The sequence below is a fragment of the Streptomyces sp. NPDC058678 genome, assembly GCF_042714835.1.
Taxonomy (GTDB): Bacteria; Actinomycetota; Actinomycetes; order Streptomycetales; family Streptomycetaceae; genus Streptomyces.
Genome location: NZ_JBHXSG010000049.1, coordinates 55,537 through 75,323, shown reverse-complemented (window position 1 = coordinate 75,323; position 19,787 = coordinate 55,537). Strand labels below are relative to the sequence as shown.

The 19,787-nt window shown below is 68.4% G+C and carries 22 protein-coding genes and 1 pseudogene; 10 read left to right on the top strand and 13 right to left on the bottom strand.

From position 1 onward, the window contains the following. Positions 1-156: 156 nt before the first annotated feature. Positions 157-342, bottom strand: coding sequence for a hypothetical protein (locus ACFWWR_RS34640; RefSeq protein ID WP_383878411.1), 186 nt, complete (start codon positions 340-342; stop codon positions 157-159). Between the two features lie 763 nt (positions 343-1,105). Here ACFWWR_RS34640 and ACFWWR_RS34635 point away from each other — a divergent pair. Beyond that, the gene (locus ACFWWR_RS34635; RefSeq protein ID WP_384307493.1) at positions 1,106-2,635 is read left to right on the top strand and encodes a DUF1996 domain-containing protein; all 1,530 of its coding nucleotides are present in this window, start codon (positions 1,106-1,108) and stop codon (positions 2,633-2,635) included. 365 nt (positions 2,636-3,000) lie between these two features. On the opposite strand, the gene ACFWWR_RS34630 is transcribed toward ACFWWR_RS34635, so the two are convergent. Both ACFWWR_RS34630 and ACFWWR_RS34625 read right to left on the bottom strand, forming a co-directional pair. After that, a complete protein-coding gene (locus tag ACFWWR_RS34630) occupies positions 3,001-3,234 on the bottom strand; it encodes an alpha/beta fold hydrolase (protein ID WP_383878407.1) in 234 nt (77 codons plus the stop codon). A 476-nt stretch (positions 3,235-3,710) separates the two neighbouring features. After that, positions 3,711-4,103, bottom strand: a pseudogene (locus ACFWWR_RS34625) (LysR substrate-binding domain-containing protein); the annotation flags it as partial. A 192-nt stretch (positions 4,104-4,295) separates the two neighbouring features. On the opposite strand from ACFWWR_RS34625, the gene ACFWWR_RS34620 reads away from it, so the two are divergent. After that, on the top strand, positions 4,296-4,475 hold the full coding sequence (locus tag ACFWWR_RS34620; RefSeq protein ID WP_384307491.1) for a hypothetical protein: 180 nt from the start codon (positions 4,296-4,298) through the stop codon (positions 4,473-4,475). A gap of 101 nt (positions 4,476-4,576) precedes the next feature. Here the strand turns inward: ACFWWR_RS34620 and ACFWWR_RS34615 are convergent, their stop codons facing one another. From ACFWWR_RS34615 to ACFWWR_RS34595, 5 genes are all read right to left on the bottom strand, one after another. Continuing rightward, positions 4,577-4,810 carry a hypothetical protein gene (locus tag ACFWWR_RS34615; RefSeq protein ID WP_383872667.1) on the bottom strand — a complete coding sequence of 78 codons (234 nt, stop codon included), beginning with the start codon at positions 4,808-4,810 and terminating at the stop codon, positions 4,577-4,579. Between the two features lie 305 nt (positions 4,811-5,115). After that, complete coding sequence (locus tag ACFWWR_RS34610; protein WP_384307489.1) at positions 5,116-5,772, bottom strand: class I SAM-dependent methyltransferase family protein; 657 nt, start codon at positions 5,770-5,772, stop codon at positions 5,116-5,118. Positions 5,773-5,829: 57 nt separating this feature from the next. Next, the gene (locus ACFWWR_RS34605; RefSeq protein ID WP_383872484.1) at positions 5,830-6,051 is read right to left on the bottom strand and encodes a hypothetical protein; all 222 of its coding nucleotides are present in this window, start codon (positions 6,049-6,051) and stop codon (positions 5,830-5,832) included. A 60-nt stretch (positions 6,052-6,111) separates the two neighbouring features. Then, positions 6,112-7,848 (bottom strand): hypothetical protein, encoded by a 1,737-nt coding sequence (locus ACFWWR_RS34600; RefSeq protein ID WP_384307497.1) that lies wholly within the window; start codon positions 7,846-7,848, stop codon positions 6,112-6,114. Positions 7,849-8,388: 540 nt separating this feature from the next. Next, positions 8,389-8,550, bottom strand: a complete 162-nt coding sequence (locus tag ACFWWR_RS34595; RefSeq protein ID WP_383872490.1) for a hypothetical protein — start codon at positions 8,548-8,550, stop codon at positions 8,389-8,391. Between the two features lie 733 nt (positions 8,551-9,283). Between ACFWWR_RS34595 and ACFWWR_RS34590 the strand changes: the two genes are divergently transcribed. The 3 genes from ACFWWR_RS34590 to ACFWWR_RS34580 all read left to right on the top strand — a co-directional run bounded on the left by ACFWWR_RS34590 (position 9,284) and on the right by ACFWWR_RS34580 (position 12,362). Beyond that, positions 9,284-9,550 carry a hypothetical protein gene (locus ACFWWR_RS34590; protein ID WP_383872493.1) on the top strand — a complete coding sequence of 89 codons (267 nt, stop codon included), beginning with the start codon at positions 9,284-9,286 and terminating at the stop codon, positions 9,548-9,550. 280 nt (positions 9,551-9,830) lie between these two features. Beyond that, positions 9,831-11,516 (top strand): ribonuclease J, encoded by a 1,686-nt coding sequence (locus ACFWWR_RS34585; RefSeq protein ID WP_383872495.1) that lies wholly within the window; start codon positions 9,831-9,833, stop codon positions 11,514-11,516. Positions 11,517-11,633: 117 nt separating this feature from the next. Then, positions 11,634-12,362, top strand: a complete 729-nt coding sequence (locus ACFWWR_RS34580; RefSeq protein ID WP_383872498.1) for a spermidine synthase — start codon at positions 11,634-11,636, stop codon at positions 12,360-12,362. Between the two features lie 383 nt (positions 12,363-12,745). Here the strand turns inward: ACFWWR_RS34580 and ACFWWR_RS34575 are convergent, their stop codons facing one another. Next, positions 12,746-12,964 carry a DUF5133 domain-containing protein gene (locus ACFWWR_RS34575; protein ID WP_383872501.1) on the bottom strand — a complete coding sequence of 73 codons (219 nt, stop codon included), beginning with the start codon at positions 12,962-12,964 and terminating at the stop codon, positions 12,746-12,748. Between the two features lie 532 nt (positions 12,965-13,496). Between ACFWWR_RS34575 and ACFWWR_RS34570 the strand changes: the two genes are divergently transcribed. From ACFWWR_RS34570 to ACFWWR_RS34560, 3 genes are all read left to right on the top strand, one after another. Next, positions 13,497-13,778, top strand: coding sequence for a hypothetical protein (locus ACFWWR_RS34570; protein ID WP_384307487.1), 282 nt, complete (start codon positions 13,497-13,499; stop codon positions 13,776-13,778). Positions 13,779-13,982: 204 nt separating this feature from the next. After that, a complete protein-coding gene (locus tag ACFWWR_RS34565) occupies positions 13,983-14,150 on the top strand; it encodes a hypothetical protein (protein WP_384307485.1) in 168 nt (55 codons plus the stop codon). Positions 14,151-14,506: 356 nt separating this feature from the next. Continuing rightward, positions 14,507-15,076 (top strand): TetR/AcrR family transcriptional regulator, encoded by a 570-nt coding sequence (locus ACFWWR_RS34560; RefSeq protein ID WP_384307483.1) that lies wholly within the window; start codon positions 14,507-14,509, stop codon positions 15,074-15,076. Positions 15,077-15,553: 477 nt separating this feature from the next. Here the strand turns inward: ACFWWR_RS34560 and ACFWWR_RS34555 are convergent, their stop codons facing one another. Further along, the gene (locus tag ACFWWR_RS34555) at positions 15,554-15,997 is read right to left on the bottom strand and encodes a hypothetical protein (protein ID WP_384307500.1); all 444 of its coding nucleotides are present in this window, start codon (positions 15,995-15,997) and stop codon (positions 15,554-15,556) included. Here ACFWWR_RS34555 and ACFWWR_RS34550 point away from each other — a divergent pair. Next, complete coding sequence (locus ACFWWR_RS34550; RefSeq protein ID WP_384307495.1) at positions 15,890-16,240, top strand: CGNR zinc finger domain-containing protein; 351 nt, start codon at positions 15,890-15,892, stop codon at positions 16,238-16,240. The genes ACFWWR_RS34555 and ACFWWR_RS34550 overlap by 108 nt on opposite strands. A gap of 165 nt (positions 16,241-16,405) precedes the next feature. On the opposite strand, the gene ACFWWR_RS34545 is transcribed toward ACFWWR_RS34550, so the two are convergent. From ACFWWR_RS34545 to ACFWWR_RS34535, 3 genes are all read right to left on the bottom strand, one after another. Beyond that, complete coding sequence (locus ACFWWR_RS34545) at positions 16,406-16,888, bottom strand: pyridoxamine 5'-phosphate oxidase family protein (RefSeq protein ID WP_384307481.1); 483 nt, start codon at positions 16,886-16,888, stop codon at positions 16,406-16,408. Position 16,889: 1 nt separating this feature from the next. Continuing rightward, positions 16,890-17,345 (bottom strand): hypothetical protein, encoded by a 456-nt coding sequence (locus ACFWWR_RS34540; protein ID WP_384307479.1) that lies wholly within the window; start codon positions 17,343-17,345, stop codon positions 16,890-16,892. A 644-nt stretch (positions 17,346-17,989) separates the two neighbouring features. Further along, positions 17,990-19,027, bottom strand: coding sequence for a LacI family DNA-binding transcriptional regulator (locus ACFWWR_RS34535; protein WP_384307477.1), 1,038 nt, complete (start codon positions 19,025-19,027; stop codon positions 17,990-17,992). Between the two features lie 321 nt (positions 19,028-19,348). Here ACFWWR_RS34535 and ACFWWR_RS34530 point away from each other — a divergent pair, with 321 nt between their 5' ends. After that, positions 19,349-19,615, top strand: a complete 267-nt coding sequence (locus tag ACFWWR_RS34530; RefSeq protein ID WP_384307475.1) for a hypothetical protein — start codon at positions 19,349-19,351, stop codon at positions 19,613-19,615. Positions 19,616-19,787 lie beyond the last annotated feature (172 nt).

Sequence of the window (19,787 nt, the reverse complement as noted above, 5' to 3'; positions counted from 1 at the left end):
ACATGTGCCTCCGCCTTTGCCGACCCATCGGCAAAGGCGGAGGCACATGTCGTGCAGCGGCCTTTGCCGACCCATCGGAAGGAAGTAGTCTGTGACCCGCATGCTCTGCACACCACCGCCGACGGCCGCACAGCACCGAAGCAACCCCGACCGGTTTCAGCCGTCGTCCCCCTGGGCGCAGACGGTGTGTCCCGTCTCGGCGACAGAGCGGTCGGGCTGGTCGGCCGGGGCAACGGTCAGCGTCGCTCCGAGGGCCGTGGTCGCCAGGAACCCGCCGCCGATGACGCTCAGCGGACTCGGTGCCGCGGGCTTGTGGTTGTCGCGTTGGTTGGGCCTGCTCATGTCCGACTCCTGGTGTTCTGCGACCGCCACTCCGGGCTGGTGGCGAGGGGCCAGGCTTGCCGCTTCAACAGCCTGCGTGAAGCTGGTTGGTCGTCGTGTCAACCTCTCGTAAGAATTGGGCCGAGCCTTCCCGCCTCAGCTACGTCCAGCCGAACTTGCAGGTGTGCACCGCGCACTGGGACCGAGGGCAAACGGTCGTTGGTCTTGTCCGATCGAGGGAAGGCGGGAATTCCTCCGGTGACCGCAGTCGCGTCAGGGCCGCCCTTGACGGCAAGGACGTCGTGCACCTGACTGAGCCCTGGCCGTGTCGTCGCTGCGAGCCCTCTGGCGTGAGCGTCGTACTACGGCCGAACCCTGTCGCAGCTGCACGCCGTCGTGAGGTGCCTTATCGCTCCGCGGGTGGCGTCAACAAGCGCTTCCGAAGTCATCGGTCGGTGCGGTGAGTTCTTACGAGAACCTGACGTGGCGACCCAATTCCTCCGTCGCAGCAGCCCCATGGGCAACTCTGGTTCCTGAACGAAGGGATCGACGGATGCGTCGAGTGCCGGAGGGGGTGCGAGTGAAGGGACCAAGCATCCCCGACGGTCCGTGCCGAGGCGTGCGGAGCACTTCGAGTCGCGGACGCCCGGCCTCGCTCGACGACCGACTGGCCCTTCGTCGACAACGAGCCCCTCAGCGGGGCCGACAGGCAGGACATTGCTTCCTTCTGGTGCGACTCACCTCGTGAAGTGGTGTTCCACGCAGAAGAGTTCGGAGGAAATCCATGGGGCGCAACGCGCGCAAACGATCGAAGACCACGGGCGGCAAGGTCATTGCCGCTGCGGCGGCTCTCACACTCGGAGCAGGCGGGCTGGTGGTCGTGAATGTGTATGCCTCCGCCCACGAGACAGGCGGCAACAAGGTCAAACGATCGTCTCAAGGTGGGACCGGCCAAGCCGCGGCGTCAGAAGCCTCCACCATTGACTGCCCCGACGTCGGCAGCCGGCTGCAGCAGGTGCCGGACCAGGCCAGGGCGGAGGTCGACAAGCAGCTTGCTCTGTTGGACAGCCAGATCTCGGAGGCCTATCAGAGGCTGCAGAGTTCGACCCGGGCCATACGGCAGGACAGCAACTTCGCCAACAACGCGATCATGGGTCCTCTGAAGGACAAGCGGGTCGCGACGATCGACCGAATCACCATTGCCATTGGCAGGGTGGGGGACAGGCCGCAGGGCCTTGAATCACTGGCCGTCTGTACGCTTCGCGTTTCCGGCAACCAGAGCGATGCCGACAACAATCAGAGCGGCCAGGAGCAGGGCCAGGAGCAAGGCCAGGAGAACGGTCAGGGAGCGGAACAGGGCAACGGGCAGGGGCAGCCCGCCGGTGGCGGGCAGGCAGGTAACGGGCCTGTCGCTGCCGACTTCGTCGACATCACCACGGTCCGACCCAATGTGACAGTGCCTCGCGAGTCGCAGGAGGCCTCCCGGGGGGCCTTCACCACCCGGTGCGGAGTGAACGAGAACAAGCTGTACAACAGCGACAACGTCATCGTCGCGCCCGGTGTGGACAACGGTGCTCATCACACGCATGACTACGTCGGCAACCAGGCGAACGACGCGTTCGCCGACAACGACGACTTCGCGGGTGGCGAGACGACATGCCAGAACCAGGGTGACAAGTCGTCCTACTACTGGCCGGTACTCCGCCTGCAGGACGGCACCGAGGAATTCGACGCCGAGCAACAGGGCGGCGGCGCCGAGGGCAATGCCGGCCAGATCCTCACCGCATCGGAGGTGACCCTGGAGTACGTGGGCAACGCCAGCGGCAAGGTCGTGGCCATGCCCAAGTTCTTGCGGATCATCACCGGTGATGCCAAGGCGTTCACCAATGGCACCGCGAATGCCAATGCGGCGTGGAGCTGCACCGGCTTCGAGGACCGCCAGCTGACGGACAAGTACCCGGTCTGTCCCGAGGGCAGCAGCTTGGTCCGGACGTCCAAGTTCCAGAGCTGCTGGGACGGCCAGAACATCGACAGCGCCAATCACCGGGCCCACGTCGCGTTCGCCGATCCGAACACGGGCGTTTGTCCGAGCGGCTTCAAGGCCATTCCGCAGCTCGTACAGCGTCTGGTCTACGACGTGGACCCGCCCAGCCTGAGCGACAACGGCCAGTCCAGCCCGTTCTACGCGGTCGACGGCTTCCCGGAGCAGGTGCACAAGCCGATCACCGACCACGGTGACTTCGTCAACGTCTTCGACGAGCAGCTGATGAACGAGATGGTCCAGTGCATCAACACCGGCCGCCAGTGCCAGTGATGTCACCGCATTGAGCGCCTGTTCGGGCCCTCGACGACTGCCGGCAAACGCCCACGACTGAGACCGAGACGCGTCAACGACGGGTGTACGCAATCCGTCGGCCCGGCGAGTTGCTTCCGTCAGATGCTCCTGGCCGGGGTCATGTCCGGCTGTGGGTGGGCGTGGTCGTGTTCGCCGGTACGGGGGAGAGGTGGACGGCCTGGCCCTACCGAGGGCCCGAACGCCCTGCGGAACCCAATTCGCCCGTGGCAGCCTGCGCGTGGGCGTCGAGATGGCGAGTGCTGTGGAGGCCAACCGTCAGCTGACCCGGGCCCTGGATCAGCGAGGTGACACAGTTGGTCGCGCCGCATGCGCCCGGCCTCGGCCTATGCGGCGGGGTTGAGGGCGAAGGGAAGGACTGCTTCGGCCATCGCACCGGGATCGGTGAGATACGCGTCGTGCGCGTGGCCGGGGATCTCCACGAGGCGTCCGTTCGGCATGGCCTGCTGGAGACGCCGGGACGTGTCGGTGAGCCACGGCGGGCTGAGCTGCCCGACCACCAGGAGCGTCGGGGTTTCCAGGAGCGAGAACCGCTCCAGGTCGTCTCCGAAGGCGTCCACTTCTTCGCAACGGGGACCAGAGAAGCTTCGCGTTGGACGGCATACATCGTGGCCTGATCGGCGATCGGGCGGTCGATGGCAGTCCGTTCCTGCCTGCGGCACGGTCGGCCAGTCGTAACAGTTCTTTGAGAACAGGTGGCGGGAGTCCGGGAGCCGAGGAAGGAGGTGAGCCGCCTGGCCAGGTTCTCGTCGAAGAATCGGCGTCCTGTGACATGCGCATGGAAAGAAAGCACGAAAATACGTGGCCGCTTCAGCGAGTTTGACCGGCGCGCTGACCCGGATACCCCGTGCCGCTCCGCTGCCACCCGGGAGAGGCTGCTCAGCCGCTCGGCGTCGCCGCAGGCCGGCACAGGCGTTGATCTCGTTCGAGGCTCACCGTCGAGATTGCGTCCAGTACGCCGCCGTTTTGAGAGGCATCGAGAGCGTGCGTCGGCTCGCTGGCGGGATGGCCCCGCTGACAAGACGCACGGGCCGGGTCATCCCGTGCGGTAGAGCGTCGTGAGTAGTTCGATCGCGGCCTGGGTAGCGGGATGCGGTTCGTCCCGCCACCAGGCGATCCGCACCGCGATCGGCTCGACGTCGCGTACCGGCCGGTATACGAGGCCGGGACGCGGGTACTGGTGGGCGGTCGATTCGGCCGTCAGACCCACATAGCGGCCAACGGAGATCGCGGTCAGCCAGTCGTCGACGTCGTGTGTGTCCTTGGTCGCCGGACGGGAGTCCGGTGGCCAAAGATTGGTCGTGGTGGTGCCCCTCCTCGGGTCGATCAGCAAGGTGCGCCCGCCGATGTCGGCGAGTCTGACGGAGCGGCGCCGGGCCAAGGGGTCGTCGGACGCCATGGCGCACAATCGCCTGTTGAGATCGACGAGGTCGAAGAAGCAGTTGGTCACCGGCTCGATCTGTTCCGGGTACAGGGCGGGGTCGGTCAGGACCCACCTGAACCCTTCGGTCATCTCCCGCAGATCGACCTTCCCGTCACCGTCCTGATCCATCGGGGCGATCACGTTCGTCCAGAACCCGTCCATCCCCTCGGCAAGATCGACCAGGCGGAGTTCCAGCAGATGTTCGACTCTGTCGCCGGCGTTCCCGGCGAGGACTGCGCCGCGGTCTTCGCCGCTTTGGACCGGGACGGCTCCGGTGCGCTGGACCGCGCCGAATTCCACCAGGCGGTCACGGAGTTCTTCTACGGCAACGATCCCGACGCTCCTGCCAACCACCTGTTCGGCAGGGTCGCCAGCTGACGGCCTCAGATGCGGCCCGGGGACGCCGCACGCCCACACCACTGCTGGTGTGGGCGTGCGGCGTGAAGACCTCAGCCCAGGGAGCCCCTGACGACGCCTCTTCAGTCGGCGGCCGACTCGTCGTTCTCGTCCCGCTCCGGCGCGTCCGGGTCGCGCAGCGGGCGCAGAGCGCCGGCTGCCGGGATGCCGGCGATGAAGCTGTAGCGGCCGAGCAGGTTCAAGTTGCGGTGCTTGAGCGGGGACCGGCGGGCGATGTCCTCCTCGCGGAGCTCGTGGTCTACGAGATGAAGCGCCTGGGCCGCGACGCCGCCGAACTCACCGCCTTCGCCGACCACCTCACCGCCACGGCCTCGGCCTGGAGATGCTCGCCGGCCCCCTGCCCGGGACGTACGACCCGAGCGGCCCCGGGCGACTGGACGGCACGGACAACGGACGGCAGCGCGAGGCCGCGCAGGCTCACCGCCGCCGGCCGGTGCGGAACCGATCTTGGCTTCCTGCGCGGAGGACCCGCCGTCTCACCCGAAGAGCTCGGCCCGACGGCCGGTACGTCCGCCGGGCGTTCCCGCCTCGATACCCGTCGCTGCCTGCCCGCTCACACCGCCATGGTCATCGCCGTCACGTGGACGGTGCTGATCCCGTGTCACTCGGCACTACCCCGCTGCGCCAGTACGTCGTATCCGACAAACGTGAACATGCGCTTCCCCGGAATCAGCGGCTGAGGCCGGTCCGTGAAACGGTGGACTCCGACGCCGAACCCGGCGTCCGGCTCGGACAGCCACTCCCTGGTGAAGCCGCGTTCCTCCAGCCAGCGGCAGACCTGCGGGAACAGGTCCGGCTGCTTTCTGTGGCGCGTCCACACCAGCACTCCGCCCTTCGCGCACAGTTGAGTGCAGAAGCCAACGACGCGCTCGACGTCGTCGTCGGTGATGTTGCCGAACACTCCGCAAGCCAGCACGAGTTCTGCTGGTGTCATGCCTTCATAGTGATCGGTCACTGCGGCGTCACCGGCCACGATCTCGACTTGATCCAGGCCAAGACTCGTGACGACTCGCCTGGACTCCGCCACGTTGCGTGGATCCAGCTCCACCAGACGCGCCATCACATCCCCGCGACGCGGATGATCAGGCAGAACTCCGAGCAGGTCCCGCCCCTGGCCGGCGCAGATGCTCACCACCCGGAGAGGACCGGGAGGGCTCGCCTGCAGGGCGAGTCCGATCCGTTCCTGGACAACACGAAGTCGCCGTCCGAGTGAGGAATCCGGGAGATCGTAATCGCCATGCCACACATGCCAGTCCATGCGCGGACCCTAGAGGCCTCGGCCCGACCACGCAGTCGAATTTCTCGACGTCGGCCGTCAGACCTCGTGCGGGGCGAAGAGTTCCAGGTGACCGCAGGACGGGCATCGGTAGGCGTCGATCTGGTATCGAGGGCGTCCCCAGCGCTTGGCTCCTCCGAAGAGCCCTCGCTCCAGCGGTCCGGGTATCCAGCGCGTGTACCCGTTCGAGTGGTCACCGCCGTCTTCGACGAAACCGGCCTGAAGGTCGACACCCTGGCACTGCGTGCACTTGATCTCCATGGCCGCACTGTAGTAGCCGGTGACCAGGGTCTCCCGAGGAAGCCGTCGCGCCGTCCGGTGCTACCTCTGTGGGGCGGCGGGAGCGCCTCCCGCGTAGGTGATGTTCGGCCGGGGCGGCTGGGTCATGCCGGCGCCGAGGAAGTAGTCGACGTGGTGGGACTGCATGTATCCCTTGAACGTCATGGCGTTTCGGTAGGCGGGGTTGTGCGCCAGTGTGCGGAGCCGGGTGGTCGTCGGCTGGTTCGTGGTGAAGATGATCAACTCGTTGTAGGAGGCATTGGTGTACACGGCTTCCTCGCGCCAGTCGCCGAGGATGTCACCGACGTGGGTGGGCCCGCCCTGGGCGGCCGTGACCGCGCCGTGGTTCCAGGTGCTGACCAGCCGGGGCAGGCTGCCGCTCGACGTGGGGCGCGCCGGGTCCCACTTCTCGATCTTGCCGTCGTTGAGCAGTTCCACGGTGAGGTCACCGTCCCACCAGAGGCCCAGCTGCGGCCACGGGCGCAGCGACGTGTTCGGTTCGGTGAGCCTGTTGCCTGACGCGTTGTACAGGCCCGAGAAGGACCAGACCTCCATGCCGGGGTAGCGCGGGTCGACGTCGCCGGCCATGCCGCGGCCGACGTCGGCGGGGCCACCGTTGTGTTTCCAGATGACGGAGCCGGTCGAGGCGTCGTAGTAGTACTCGAGCAGCCCGCTCGGGTTGTCCTGCTGTACGCCGTAGCCCTCCAGGCCCGGACGGCTGGGATCCATGTCCGCGAGGTGGAAGCGGTCGCCGTGGATGATGCCCTGGGGCCCCATCGAGTAGCGCAGGGAGCCGTCACCGTTGAGGACGAACCCGATCTCGGCGACCTCGTCCGTCCCGTCGCCGTTGACGTCGATGGCGCGGGTGTTGTGCCCGTCGGGTGCGTCCTGGCTGCCGCGCAGCCAGGTCCACTCTTGCTTCAGAGCACTGCCGGTGAACCTCCAGGCGGCCATCATCAGGTTGAAGGCCCCGTCGTTGCGCCGGTTCTTCATGTAGGCGACCAGGCTCGGCGTCGTGCCGTTGAGATACGCCACCCCGAGACGGGCTCCCATCGGTCCGTCGCCCAGGTAAGTGGTCGGTATTGGGGACCAGTTGCGGAGGGCTCCGGTCCTGCCGTCGAGGATGGCCATGAACTGCCGCGCGTCGTCCGCGTGTGTCCAGGTGGCCCCGTCGCCGAACGTGACGCCGTCGGCGATCTTCAGGGCGACCTCGGCGCGGCCGTCGCTGTCGAAGTCGTAGACCGTGACGCCGTCCCAGTGGCCGACGTCGATCGCGGACGATCCGGGTTCGATGTTGTCCTGGTTCTGGCTGTTCGGGCCCATGCCGACCTCCCAGAGGAAGTCGCCGTCGCTGGTGTACGCCTCGAGCTTCTGGGGGGAGGTCTGCCGGTCCAGTACGTAGTCGTACTCGCCGTCGCCGTCGAGGTCGCCGACCCAGACGAACTTCACCGGGCCGCCGGAGCGCAACGGCACGCGGACCACGGGCTCCGTGGCGTGGTTGGCGGTCAGGGTGAAGGCCCCGCTGGGCGTCTGCTCCTGCCCGTCCACGACCGGGGTCACGCGGTAGCTGTTGGCCCGTGTCAGGTCGGCCGTGGAGTCAACGTAGTTGGTGCCGCCCGTCAGGACGCCAGCGTTGAGCTTGGCATACGCGCCGCCGCCGGTGGACCGGTAGACGTTGAAGCCGATGCCCTCCGGGTCGAGTCCCAGCAGCCGCCAGGAGACCAGGACCTGGTTGCTGCCGGAGCGCACGGCCACGACCCCGCGCCCGAGGTTCTCCATCACGCGCGCGGCCTGAAGCGTCGCATCGCCGGCCGAGGGACGGGGCGCACTGGGCGAGGCGAGGCTCGCTGAGCCGGTGGCCAGTGTGGCGCAGAGGGCCAAGATCGCCGAGATGGTGACGGGTACGCGATGGGCAGCCCGCCATGGTAATGGCACGTGCATGACAGTCCTCCTGGCGGCTTCACGGTTGCTGTGCGGGGTGTGCGGGGTGTGCGGACTGGCTTTCGGTCCTCGGCCCGGGCGGGAAACCCTGGCGACTTGAACCGTTTACACACCTGCGATGGAAACACTGTGATGGGTACGCGTCAAGGTAACCGAAGCTGCAACATCGCTCGAGTTCAGAGGAGTTGAAGGATCGGATCGTCTGCATGACCCTCGAATGGAAACGCTTCCAACCGCGTGCGGTGCGCAGAAGGTCCGACGGCTCGCCGGACCGCTCCGGACGACGGCCGGCCCAAGATGGGTTCAGCCTCCGAGGACCTCCGGCGGGACGCCCAGCTCCTTGGGGCCGACCAGGCCGAACGACGGGCCGCGGGTCAGTCACAGCAGCATGGGCAGAGCCCGGTCCGGGTGCCGCCGGGTCATCTCGCGGGCGATGTCCGCGATGGGCACCCCGGGCTTGGCGATCTGCTGGTAGTCCTCCAGCCAGTGCCTTGTGTCGTCGAAGACCTCCCGGCCGCCCACCGGGCCGTGGCCGGGCACGACGATCTCCAGCTCGCCCAGGGCCTTGACCAGATCCAGGGCCGCGAGCCAGGACGCGGGGTTGTCGCTGGCTGGCCGCGTTCCGGGCCTCGTCCGTCCGCCCGGCGTCCCAAAGGGTGTTGATCCGGTATGCCTCGATCAGGTGCGCGTCCTCGCCCCCGGCGTCCAGCAGTTGCTGGTGGAGGGCGAGGGTCCGGTCGAATCGGCTGGCCTCGCTCCAGCAGTCCGCTGCCTCGAGGAGGATTTCTCGCCGGTCCTCGGGATACTCCCGTGCCAGGGCCTCAAGTTCCTCAGCCTGTATGACGGGGGTCCGCTCGGCGGGGGTATGTCGTGGCAGTGCGAGGCGGCGCTTGCGGGACATACGCCCACATTGCGGTACACGGCTCGGCCGGGTGGCAGTTGCGCTCCGGGCTCCCAGGAAGGAGAGGAGAGGCTCACGGTGGGCACGGCCCCAGGAACGCTCAGTGCGCCGGTGCGAGAAGGCTGGCGCGGGGCACCGCGCAGGCGCTCAAGGGCAGCCGGTGCACAGGAGTTCTCCGGCGGTGCCGTCACCCTTGGGTGCTGCGGGCGGCGACGTCGGCAACCCGCGCCCGCTCCCCGGCCCCTGTGCCGGTCGTGCTGTCTCCCCGGTCGGGCAGGCGTGGTTGTGCTGCGGATGTTGTCGGGGCGGGCTGGACCTCGGCTACCTGCAACCGGTCAGTGATTGTCAGTGGCGGGTGCGAGTCTGAGAGGCATGGATGAGCTGGAGTTCATGCGCGGCCGCGTCTACGGCGCCGACCATGACGACGCCGGGCCTCGGCCCGGCCATGTGTACGTGGCACTGGTCGGCGGGCCTCTGGACGGTCTGCTGCTGGACGTCACTGACAGGCCCGAAAGCGAGCTGCGCGGGGGTGTGGCGCTGGCGACGGAGATAGGTGCCTGCGGGCCGGGCGGACGGGCTCTGTATGCCCCTCGTGCTGCGGATGGCAGGCACTTCGACTGGCGCGGCGACATACCCTGACCATGCCGGGCGGGCCCTGACCATGCAGGTTCAGTGCGTCGGATTGAGGGCTCATTCCGAAGGCAGAAGGGACGGAGCGTGCGCGCTGTGCGGGGCGGTCCGCTCCGGGAGGTCCAGGTGTGGCTCGGCCCGGAGGGCGGCGTCACCCGCGGCGGGCCGCCCCGCCGTCCGTGTGGACCGGGTGAAATCGGGCACTCGTCGTGAGCGGCTCCGGCCGTCGGGACGAGAGATCGGCCGGGGCAATGGATCACTCCGCGAAACTCTCCGGTAGCGTCAAGGTATGAGTCATCCACACCCAGAGCTAACCGCCGCCCCGCCCCTGCCCGAGGGAGGGCTGCGGGTCGTCGCGCTGGGCGGCCTTGGTGAGATCGGCCGCAACATGACCGTCTTCGAGTACGCCGGCAAGCTGCTCGTCGTCGACTGCGGCGTGCTGTTCCCCGAGGAGAACCAGCCCGGCGTGGACGTGATCCTGCCGGACTTCACCTCGATCCGAGAGCGCCTGGACGACGTCGTCGCCATCGTGCTCACTCACGGGCACGAGGATCACATCGGGGGAGTCCCGTATCTGCTGCGCGAGCGGTCCGACATTCCGGTCGTCGGTTCCAAGCTGACGCTGGCCTTTTTGGAGGCCAAGCTCAAGGAGCACGGCATCCGGCCGCGCACCGTGCGGGTACGTGAGGGCGAGCGGCGCGGGTTCGGGCCCTTCGACTGCGAGTTCGTCGCGGTCAACCACTCGATCCCGGACGGTCTCGCGGTCGCGATCCGCACGGGCGCCGGCATGGTCCTGCACACCGGCGATTTCAAGATGGACCAGTTCCCGCTGGACGACCGCATCACCGACCTGCGCGCCTTCGCCCGCCTCGGCGAGGAGGGCGTCGACCTCTTCCTCACCGACTCGACCAACGCCGAGGTCCCCGGCTTCACCACCTCCGAGCGCGAACTGAACCCGGCGATCGAGCAGGTGATGCGGACGGCCCCGCGGCGGGTGATCGTCTCCAGCTTCGCCAGCCATGTGCACCGCATCCAGCAGGTCCTGGACGCCGCGCACCAGCACGGCCGCAAGGTCGCCTTCGTCGGCCGCTCCATGGTCCGCAACATGGGCATCGCCCGCGACCTCGGCTACCTGAAGGTGCCCTCGGGCCTGGTGGTGAGTACCAAGGAGATGGAGAAGCTCCCCGACCACAAGATCACTCTGGTGTGCACCGGATCCCAGGGCGAGCCGATGGCGGCTCTCTCCCGGATGGCCAACCGCGACCATGTGATCCGCATCGGGAAGGGCGACACCGTCCTGCTCGCCAGCTCTCTCATCCCGGGCAACGAGAACGCCATCTACCGGGTGATCAACGGGCTGACCCGCTGGGGCGCCAACGTCGTCCACAAGGGCAACGCCAAGGTGCACGTGTCCGGACACGCCAGCGCCGGGGAACTCGTCTACTGCTACAACATCGTCAAACCCCGCAACGTCATGCCCGTACACGGTGAGTGGCGCCACCTGCGGGCCAACGGCGACCTCGCCATCCGTACCGGCGTCGACCCCGAGCGGGTCGTCATCGCCGAGGACGGAGTCGTCGTCGACCTCGTCGACGGCCGCGCCTCGATCACCGGCAAGGTGCCCGCCGGCAACGTCTACGTGGACGGCATGGAAGTCGGTGGCGCCACCGAAGCCTCCCTCAAGGACCGTCTCACTCTCGCAGAGGAAGGCGTCGTCACCGTGGTGGCGATCGTCGACGCCGACACCGGCGCCCTTGCCGAGACCCCCGACTTCCTGGCCCGTGGCTTCGTCCACGACGACACCACCTTCGAGCCCGTCATCCCTGTCATCGAGAAAACGCTGGCGACCGCTGCCCAGGAAGGCGTGGGAGACGCGCACCAGCTCGAACAGCTCATCGCCCGCGCCGTGGCGAACTGGGCGTTCCGTACCTACCGCCGCAAGCCCCTCATCATCCCCGTCATCATCGACGCTTGACCGGGCCGTCTCTCCCCCCGCTGCCCGAGTGGGCGGCGGGGGGCGGTCTCGCGTCTGCGTCCACACCTGCGCAGAGCGACGTTCCAAGCAGCGACGGTGCCGCAGAAAGGTAAACGGATGAGCGCGCGTTTCCAGGAGATCGACTGGCGCCCGACAGCGATGGGCGACATCAGCCTGCGGCGCCGACGCGACCCGGCATCCGGCGAAGACGTGTACGAGGTGAAGCTCGGTGACGAGTTCTTGATGTCCAGCCTCTTCACCGCCGGCGAGGTCGCGCTTGCGGAACTCGGACTGGCGAATTCGCCGGACGCCGAACTGGACGTCGCCGTGGGGGGACTCGGACTCGGGTACACCGCCGAAGCGGTGTTGGACGACCGCCGGGTGCGCTCACTGACCGTGATCGAAACGCTCGCCGAGGTCATCGACTGGCATCAGCGGGGCCTGGTGCCCCTCGGCGCCCGGCTGACTTCGGACGTCCGCTGTCGCCTGGTTCAAGGCGACTTCTTCGCAATGGCGGCTGACTCGTGCGGTCTGGACCCGAAGGAGCCGGGCCGCCGCTTCCACGCCATCCTGCTGGATGTCGACCACTCGCCGCGCCATGTGCTCCACCCACGCCACGCGGCGCTCTACCAGCCTGCCGGGCTCCGCGCTCTCACCGAACACCTCCACCCCGACGGGGTCTTCGCCCTGTGGTCGAATGACCCGCCGGACAAACAGTTCACCTCCGCGCTCGCGGAGGTCTTCGCGCATTGCGCGGCCCATGTCGTCGACTTCGACAATCCCCTGCAAGGCGGCACATCGAGCAACACCGTCTACGTGGCCAGGACAGCAGCGGGGCTGACGTAGGGAGGCGGTTCGCCAGATGGCTGACGTGGGTCGGCCACTCGGGGAACCGCCGGTAATGAACCCGCCTGAACCCGCCTGAACCGGCGTGCACCCCCGCCTCCCGCCTTCACGGCCCTTGCCGATCCGCCCGGCTTGTTGGGACATGGGGGAGAGAGAAGGCCGGGGGCGCGGACGCTGCCGGGACCGGGAACCGGGGACCGGGGAGCGGGGAGCGCTGGCCGGTGTTGCACGTCGGGGCCGGCGCCGCGCCTGGCCGCCGCCTTCGTGGCAGACGGCGCTGAGTGAAGACGTGGGGCAGCCGGGTTCGGCTGATCACTCTCGAGATGCCGCGGGCGGTTCGCTGTACGCGGATGTGGCTTGAGGGGTTGCACAGAATTGTCTGTTCAGCGGTGCTGGGGCTGCTGGCGTGTCATGGCGTCTGCCAGCTGCCGACGGGCTACGTACAGCGCTGTGTCCAGCTGGCGGGTGCCGGTGACCACGCACAGTGTGTACGTCGCGTCGTCGAGCTGCCGCGCGGTCTCCGCGCTGCCGCCGGCCGTCAGGCGCCGTTTGAGCGTCTCGCACCGTTCGACCAGCTCCCGCAGGAGCGAAGGATGTGCCATCACCATAGTGACCGCCTCCGTCCTAGCCCGTCCGGACCACCGCCCATCACCCATACGGTCGCAGCCGTCGGCGCCCGCCGCACCTCGAGGACTGGGGTTGCGCCCGGTCAGCCGCCTGCTAGAAGTACGGTCCAGCCCTGAGGCACGGCGAGGGCCCCGGCCGAGGTTCGGGCTGAGCGCGCGGGTGGCCCCTGGTCGTCGGGCCCTGCTTCCGGGTTCCGGTGTCGGTCTCGGTGACGCGCGTGAGGCCGGTCGTCACTGCCCGGCCGGTAGGCGCACCTCCACGAGCGCCCAGCCTCTAGCTGGCGCGGTCCGAGCCGCAGCCGACTGGCGTTGCTTTTGGACGGGACTCTGCTGCCGATCGAGCGGATCGCCGCCGGCGCCCAGTGACGCGGAGGGAAACGCAAGCAGGGCTTTGCGACACCGGCATTCCCTCGGACGGCGCACCAGCCGTCGCCGCCGCTCGCTGTCGCCCGCAGACGGATCCAGCGTCGTTTCACGTCCGACTTCGCACGTGAAACGAGGAACCAAGATGGCGATTCTGGTGGTCAACCAAGGCGCGGGCTGGAGCCAGGAGCTCTACCAAGCAACGTTCGACCGGACGATCCCGGACCGTAACCATCCGCCGGCCGGGCTCATCGCCCACTTCGGGTCGCCCGGCGAGACGGGTGGCTGGCAGGTCGTTGACGTCTGGGAGTCGGAGGACGCGTTCCGGCGCTTCCTGGAAGAGCAGGTCAAGCCGGCCGCACAGGAACTCGGAGCGCCGCCGTTCGAGTCGAAGGTGGTCGAGGTCTACAACTCCCTGATCCCGTAAGGGCCGCTGGCGGTGCCTTCCGGTGAGGGAAGAGCGCGCCGCCAACGGCCCAGCAGGATCCGCTGCCGGTAGCGTCGTGACTTCCTGCGGGCATCCGAACAGCGTGCACCGTCGGGTCGACGGGTTCTGCACGATGCTCCACGCCTCGGCGACCTCAAGCACTGGGCGTGCAACAGGCAGCCGTCCAGCCCGGACCTGAACACCTTGACCACCGGGGTCGCCTCACGCGTCTCGGGCCAACTCGGCTCGGGCAACCCGTACCCGGTCAAGCCCGCGGCGACCCTTCTCATGACCATCCCCGTGGCCCTGGTGTTCTTCGCCTTCCAGCGGCACTTCGTCCGCGGCGGCACGGCAGGCGCGACCAAGGGGTAGCCGGCCGAGAAACCTGAGGAGGATGATCAGGGTTGCCCGCGCCTGTGCCACCCGAGACGTGATCAGCCCTTCTGCTCATCGGGGCCGCTCCGTGGTCGGCAAGACCACCGTCGGACGGGAGATCTCGGCGCAATCACAGGCCGCTCGCATCGCCCACTGCTTCATCGAGGGTGACTTCCTGGACCAAGCCTCGGTACTCCTGACCGCCGACGACACATCCACCCGACAGCGCCTTGACGCCCGGGAGATCGGTAGCCAGCTGGGTGCGCACCAGTGGGCCGCGGCCGGGAACCACGCCGTCACACCTGGAAAACCGATCGGTTTTTATTTCGTCTGCATCGAGTTAACCTCGCAGTATGACCATCGAAGTGAAGCCAAGTACCAGAGAGCGGCTGCTGGAGGCGGCGGCCACGCTCACCTACCGAGACGGTGTCGGCATCGGCGTCGAGGCGCTGTCCAAAGCGGCGGGGGTGTCAAAGCGCTCCCTGTACCAGCTGTTCGAGAGCAAGGACGAACTACTGGCGGCGAGTCTGGAAGAGCGTGCCGCTGGCTTCGTGGCGACCCTTCTCCCCCCGGCGGACGACGGCCGGTCATCCCGCGAGCGGATTCTGCACGTCTTCGAGCAGCTGGAGTCGCAGGCGGGTGCGCCCGAGTTCCGAGGCTGCCGGTACCTGGCTGTGCAGATCGAGCTCAAGGATCAGAGCCACCCTGCGAGCCGGGTGGCCCACGGGATCAAGGCGAACCTGACGGCGTTCTTTCGATCCGAGGCCGAACAGGGCGGGGCGAGCGATCCCGACCTGCTGGCCCGGCAGCTCATCCTGGTCTTCGACGGCGCCAGCGCCCGTGCGGGGATCGGAGCGGACAATCTGACAGGGCTTGTCGCGCCCACGGTGACGACGCTGCTCGATGCGGCGGGCATGCGCTGACGCATCCCTGTTCGAGCAGGCTCGGTGACCGATGGGTTCTCCTGGGTTGATGCCCGTCTCTGATAGGCGGAGCAGCTTCCGTGGCTTCACGCACGGAGGGGAGCCCGACGGCGGCAAGGGTGTCGACGAGCATGCCGTGCGCGAGGAGGGCCGTCGTTTTGCGTGGAGCTGGGAGGGCCTACGCCGCCGTCGCCCCGAGTCGGGAGCGGATCGATGGTATCCGGCGCGCCTGGCCCACGCTCGGGCCTCGCTGCATTCGGTGAGACGCCGGTACACCGTTCGACGACGACGGACCGAACCCCTCCGGGGTCTGGAAGCCGTGTGCAGCCGGAAGTGGCAACGAGTCGTAGATGTAATGGTTGAATGTATTTGACCCGTGACCGCACGCTGGCGGACATGGCACGAATCGCAGATGTGCGGCGTGGATCGTGGTGGTGCCCCTCTTGTGGCCTCTCCACCGGATCCTGTCGACCGGTATCAGAACACTTCACGTCCGAGGGAACGGTGCGGTACCTGTGGTGCTCCACCAGTGGGTGGCTCGTCACTCGCTCCGACTTTCAGCTGATTCAGGTCAGTGAACCCGGCGAGGAAAGCCGGTCCGCGGCGGGTGCAGTTTCGTAACGCCGAGAAGGTCACGTGCAGCAAAATCATTACGGCCGCCTTGGGGCGGTACTGTCCGCCGATTTGATCAATCTCCGCGTGATGAGCGCGGCGAGCATCCAAACCCTGCTCGAGGCACATGAGATCCGTCGGCCGGAGATCGAGGATGCCGATGTCGACGACTTTCGGCACTGGCGGGACCAGCTGGCGCGGGTGTTTGACGAAAGCGATTCGGCTGAGCAGTGCACAGCCGTGAACGACCTGCTGGTAGAGGCGACCATCCGTCCCTGGGTGAGCACCCACGACGGTCTCCAGCCCCATCTTCACTTCGTACCCGACTCGGCTGACGTGCTCTCGCGGGTCAAGGCGGTCACCGCCGGTGGTCTCTCGTTTGTCCTGTGCTGGGAAGGGGGAACGCGGCTGGGGCGGTGCATGCGTTCCCAGTGTTTCCGGGCGTATGTGGACACCTCCAGGAACGGGCGACGGCGTTACTGCACAGCACGCTGCGGAAACACCGAAGCAGTGATGCGGCATCGGTCCCGACACTCACGCCCGAAACCCTGACCTTGCCTTGCCTTGCCTTGCCTTGCACACCTCCGCCCGCACCCGGTCTCACCTCGCCGTACGAGAGCTCACCGGCTCACCATCAACCGCACCCCCGAACCCGACCCGCTCGGCGTCTCCCTCGCCGAGTTCCGCGCCCCCGGAACGCCTGGCTTCGAAAAGACCTCATGTCAGGTGCACCGGGACCCGGTGGTCCGGCCGGCCGTCCTTGGCCAGGATCCAGTGCTCTTCGGCCACCGCGCGGTACAGGAGCAGGCCGGAGGAGGGGGGCACGTCGTCGGGTGTCCAGGCGCGGCCGCCGTGGAGGAGGGAGCGGTGGGAGAAGACGTCCATGGCGCGCTCGATGTCAGGCCACCCGGAGAACGGTTCGGCAACGGCGGACATGTAGACGCCTTGGCCGGTGCCGATCGCCGCCGACGAGTCGAAGACGGCGATGCCCACCTGGGGGCGTACGGCGAGGTTGCGTGAGTGCGCGGCCTGCGGCGAGGAGAGCCAGTAGAACTCGAGGCACTCCAGGTGAGCGAAGTAGACCGGGGAACTCCACGGCCGACCGTCCGCGTCGGCGGTCGCGAGCACCATGTACAGGCTCGCCTCGACGATGCCGCGCGCGATGTCGGCGGGCGATCCGACGGATCGGGAGGCATTCATCTCAGTAGCCCCTGCGGTAGGTGAAGACGATGTCCTTCTCCCAGGCGGCCGAGTCGTCCTTCGACCGGTCCCAGACGCCATGGATGGTGTCGCCGTCCTCGCTGAACCGTCCGGTGAACCGTTGCCTGAACGGAAGGGGCGAGAAGTCCGGCGTCTCGCGCAGCAGCCGCCACGTCCCGTCGGCGAAGGTCATGGAGTACAGCCGTACGACGCCCCGTGCGTCGTAGTAGTGATACGTGTACTCGCCCGTCTCCGGGTCCACAGCGACGATCGCCAGGCTGTCCGGAGCGGGTTGTGGGGCCTGCGTGCGCTGGAGCAGGAACTGCCCGTCCAAGGTCCACTCGAACACGCAGCGCCCGACCGACGGCGGCAGCCCGGCGAACTCGGCCTCCACCACCCAGTCGCCCACCAGAACGTCCAACTTCTTCAACGCTGCCTGCCGTGCCGTTGCGTCCACCGCAAACACCTCCTGCAAATGGGGACGGCAGCGGCGATCGAAACTCATCGGTCCCCGCGCTCGAACCGCATCACCTTTCCGCCGCCCGACCTCGGCCCCGTCCACCCTTGTCGGCCACCGGGTCCAGCAGCACCAGCCCCGGCGGGCCCTCCGCCCCCGACGACACCTCCCGATGCCGGGAAGAACGGCACCAGCCCCTGTCGTGCGATGCGTTCTCGTATTCAGCCTCGGCCGACGGTGACGACGGCAGCCCGGGTGCAGAGGGCTTGGCGTGCGGCCCACCCCGTACGCCATGATGATCGTCGCGCTCCCCACGGCACTGGGTCTGCTGTGCGTCCCAGCCGTGAGACGCCTTCCGGCGCAGGCCTCGGGCACCGCGAGCGGCACCGGTGGCGTCCACGTTGCATCAGCGGCCGCCCCGCCCCGACGCCGGGAGGGCCGGGGCGCCTGCTTCTGACGTGCCTTCACCGACCCGAGCACAACCCGCCCCAGCTGCTCGCCACCAGTCGGTCTTCGGTTGGGCGGTCCGCCCTGGGACCCGACGCGGGACGTGGTCGGGCCATCACTGCGCGGTCGGTGGACGCGGCGCGTCGGGTCAGGTCATCGACGCACGTGCCGAGGTCGTCCGACGGTTCAGCATCGCGTTACTTGGGCGGCCGTACGGACTCCCGGATCACCAACTGCGTGCTGAGCACCACGTGGTCGTCGCCCGCGATGCTGTCCTCCCGGTCGAGCGCCAGCCGTACGGCGGTCCGTCCCAGTTCCACGTAGGGGACCCGGACCGTGGTGAGGGACGGCGTCAGGTCCGTGGCGAAGGGGACGTCGTCGAAGCCGACCAGTGAAACGTCACGGGGGGCCCGCAGGCCCGCCTCGCGCAGGGCGGCCAGGGCGCCGACGGCGATCGCGTCGGTCCCGGCGTGGACGGCCGTGAAGTCCAGGCCGATGCCCAGTGCGTCCCGAACCCGGCGGTAGCCCGAGGTGCGGGTGTACGAGCCCGGTAGGTCAAGCTCCGCCTCGTGGGGGACCGAGTGGGCGCGCAGGGCGGACAGATGGCCGTCACGGCGTTGGTCGGCGCTGCTGAATCCGGGCTCGCCGCCGAGGAAGAGGATCCGTCGGTGTCCGGCGGCGAGCAGGTGCGAGGTGGCCTGGAACGCTCCGCCCCGGTTGTCGTACTCGACCACGGTCGCAGGGGCACCGGCGGGCAGCGGTGGGCGCCCCACCAGCACCAGCCGGGAGCCTGCGGCATCGAGGGCCTTGGCGTACTCGGCCATACGGCGGTGGTAGGCGTCGTCGGGCACCACGCCGCCGACGAGGACGACCGCGGCGGCGTGCTGCTCCCGCATGAGCTGGATTAGGTCGTCCTCCCGGGCGGCGTCGCCGTGCGTGGAGCAGACCAGGCTCAGCCGGCCGCGGCTGGTGGCCTCCTGCTCCACGCCGGCGGCGACATGCGCCAGGGACGGGCCGGTGATGTCCTGGATGACGAGGGCGACGGGACCGGCGACTCGTCCGGAGAGGGCTTTCGCGTGGACGTTCACCACATAGTGCAGTGACTCCACGGCTGCCATGACGCGGGCCCTGGTCTCCGTCGACACCGGGTAGTTGCCGGCCAGAGTTCGGGAAACGGTTGCTACGGAAACGCCCGCCTTGGCCGCGACGTCGCGGATGGTGCTGGGGCCGTCCACCGCGGCTGATTTCCGCCTGGCCTTGTGGCCTCCTGGGCCTTTGCGAGCGCTCTTCCCGTGGTCCGTCACAGGAATCGACGTTACTGCATCCGGTGCTGGTTGCGGCCTGTGAGCAGTGCGAACTACGGCGATCTGCAGTAAACGTTTTCTGCAGAAGAGGTTGTCGCCATGTCCGTCACCTACCTGCGCTGGGGCCACGACGACCTCTTTCTCCTCCTGTCGTGGAAGCCCGCGGCTCCGTGACCCTGTTGGCCGCCCGCGAGGCCGTCTCGCTGCCCGACCCGGTGCGCGAGCCGGAGCGCTGTGCGCAACCGGCCTGCAGTGCCCCTGCCGTTGCTCGCGACACCGACCACCCGCAGCGGACGACTGGGCACGTCCGGCAAGCGCCACGTGGACGGCGCGGCGGCCCGAGCGCTGCGGTACGCGGGCGACGAGGAGAACGAGGACGGCGGAGTTCGCGGTCTGTGCTGTTCGGGTGCGGTCCTGGCGTCAGCCTCGATTGGGGAAGACGGCTCGTGTGTCCTGCGGGTGAGCTTCGCGGACGCCTCGGCCGTGCTGGTCGCCTTGGTTGCCTTGGTCGCGGGTTGAGCAACGTTCGGGAACCCTGCCTGTCCCTGCCCCGTCCGCTCGACGTCCTGTCCCGCGACCGGGCGCGGGCGATGGCCGCGAGCCGCACCGATCGGGCCCGCCGGGGGGGGGCGGGGGGGGTAGGCCCGCCGCGCCGCCCCCCCGAGGGGGGGGGGGGGGTGGGGGCGGCCCC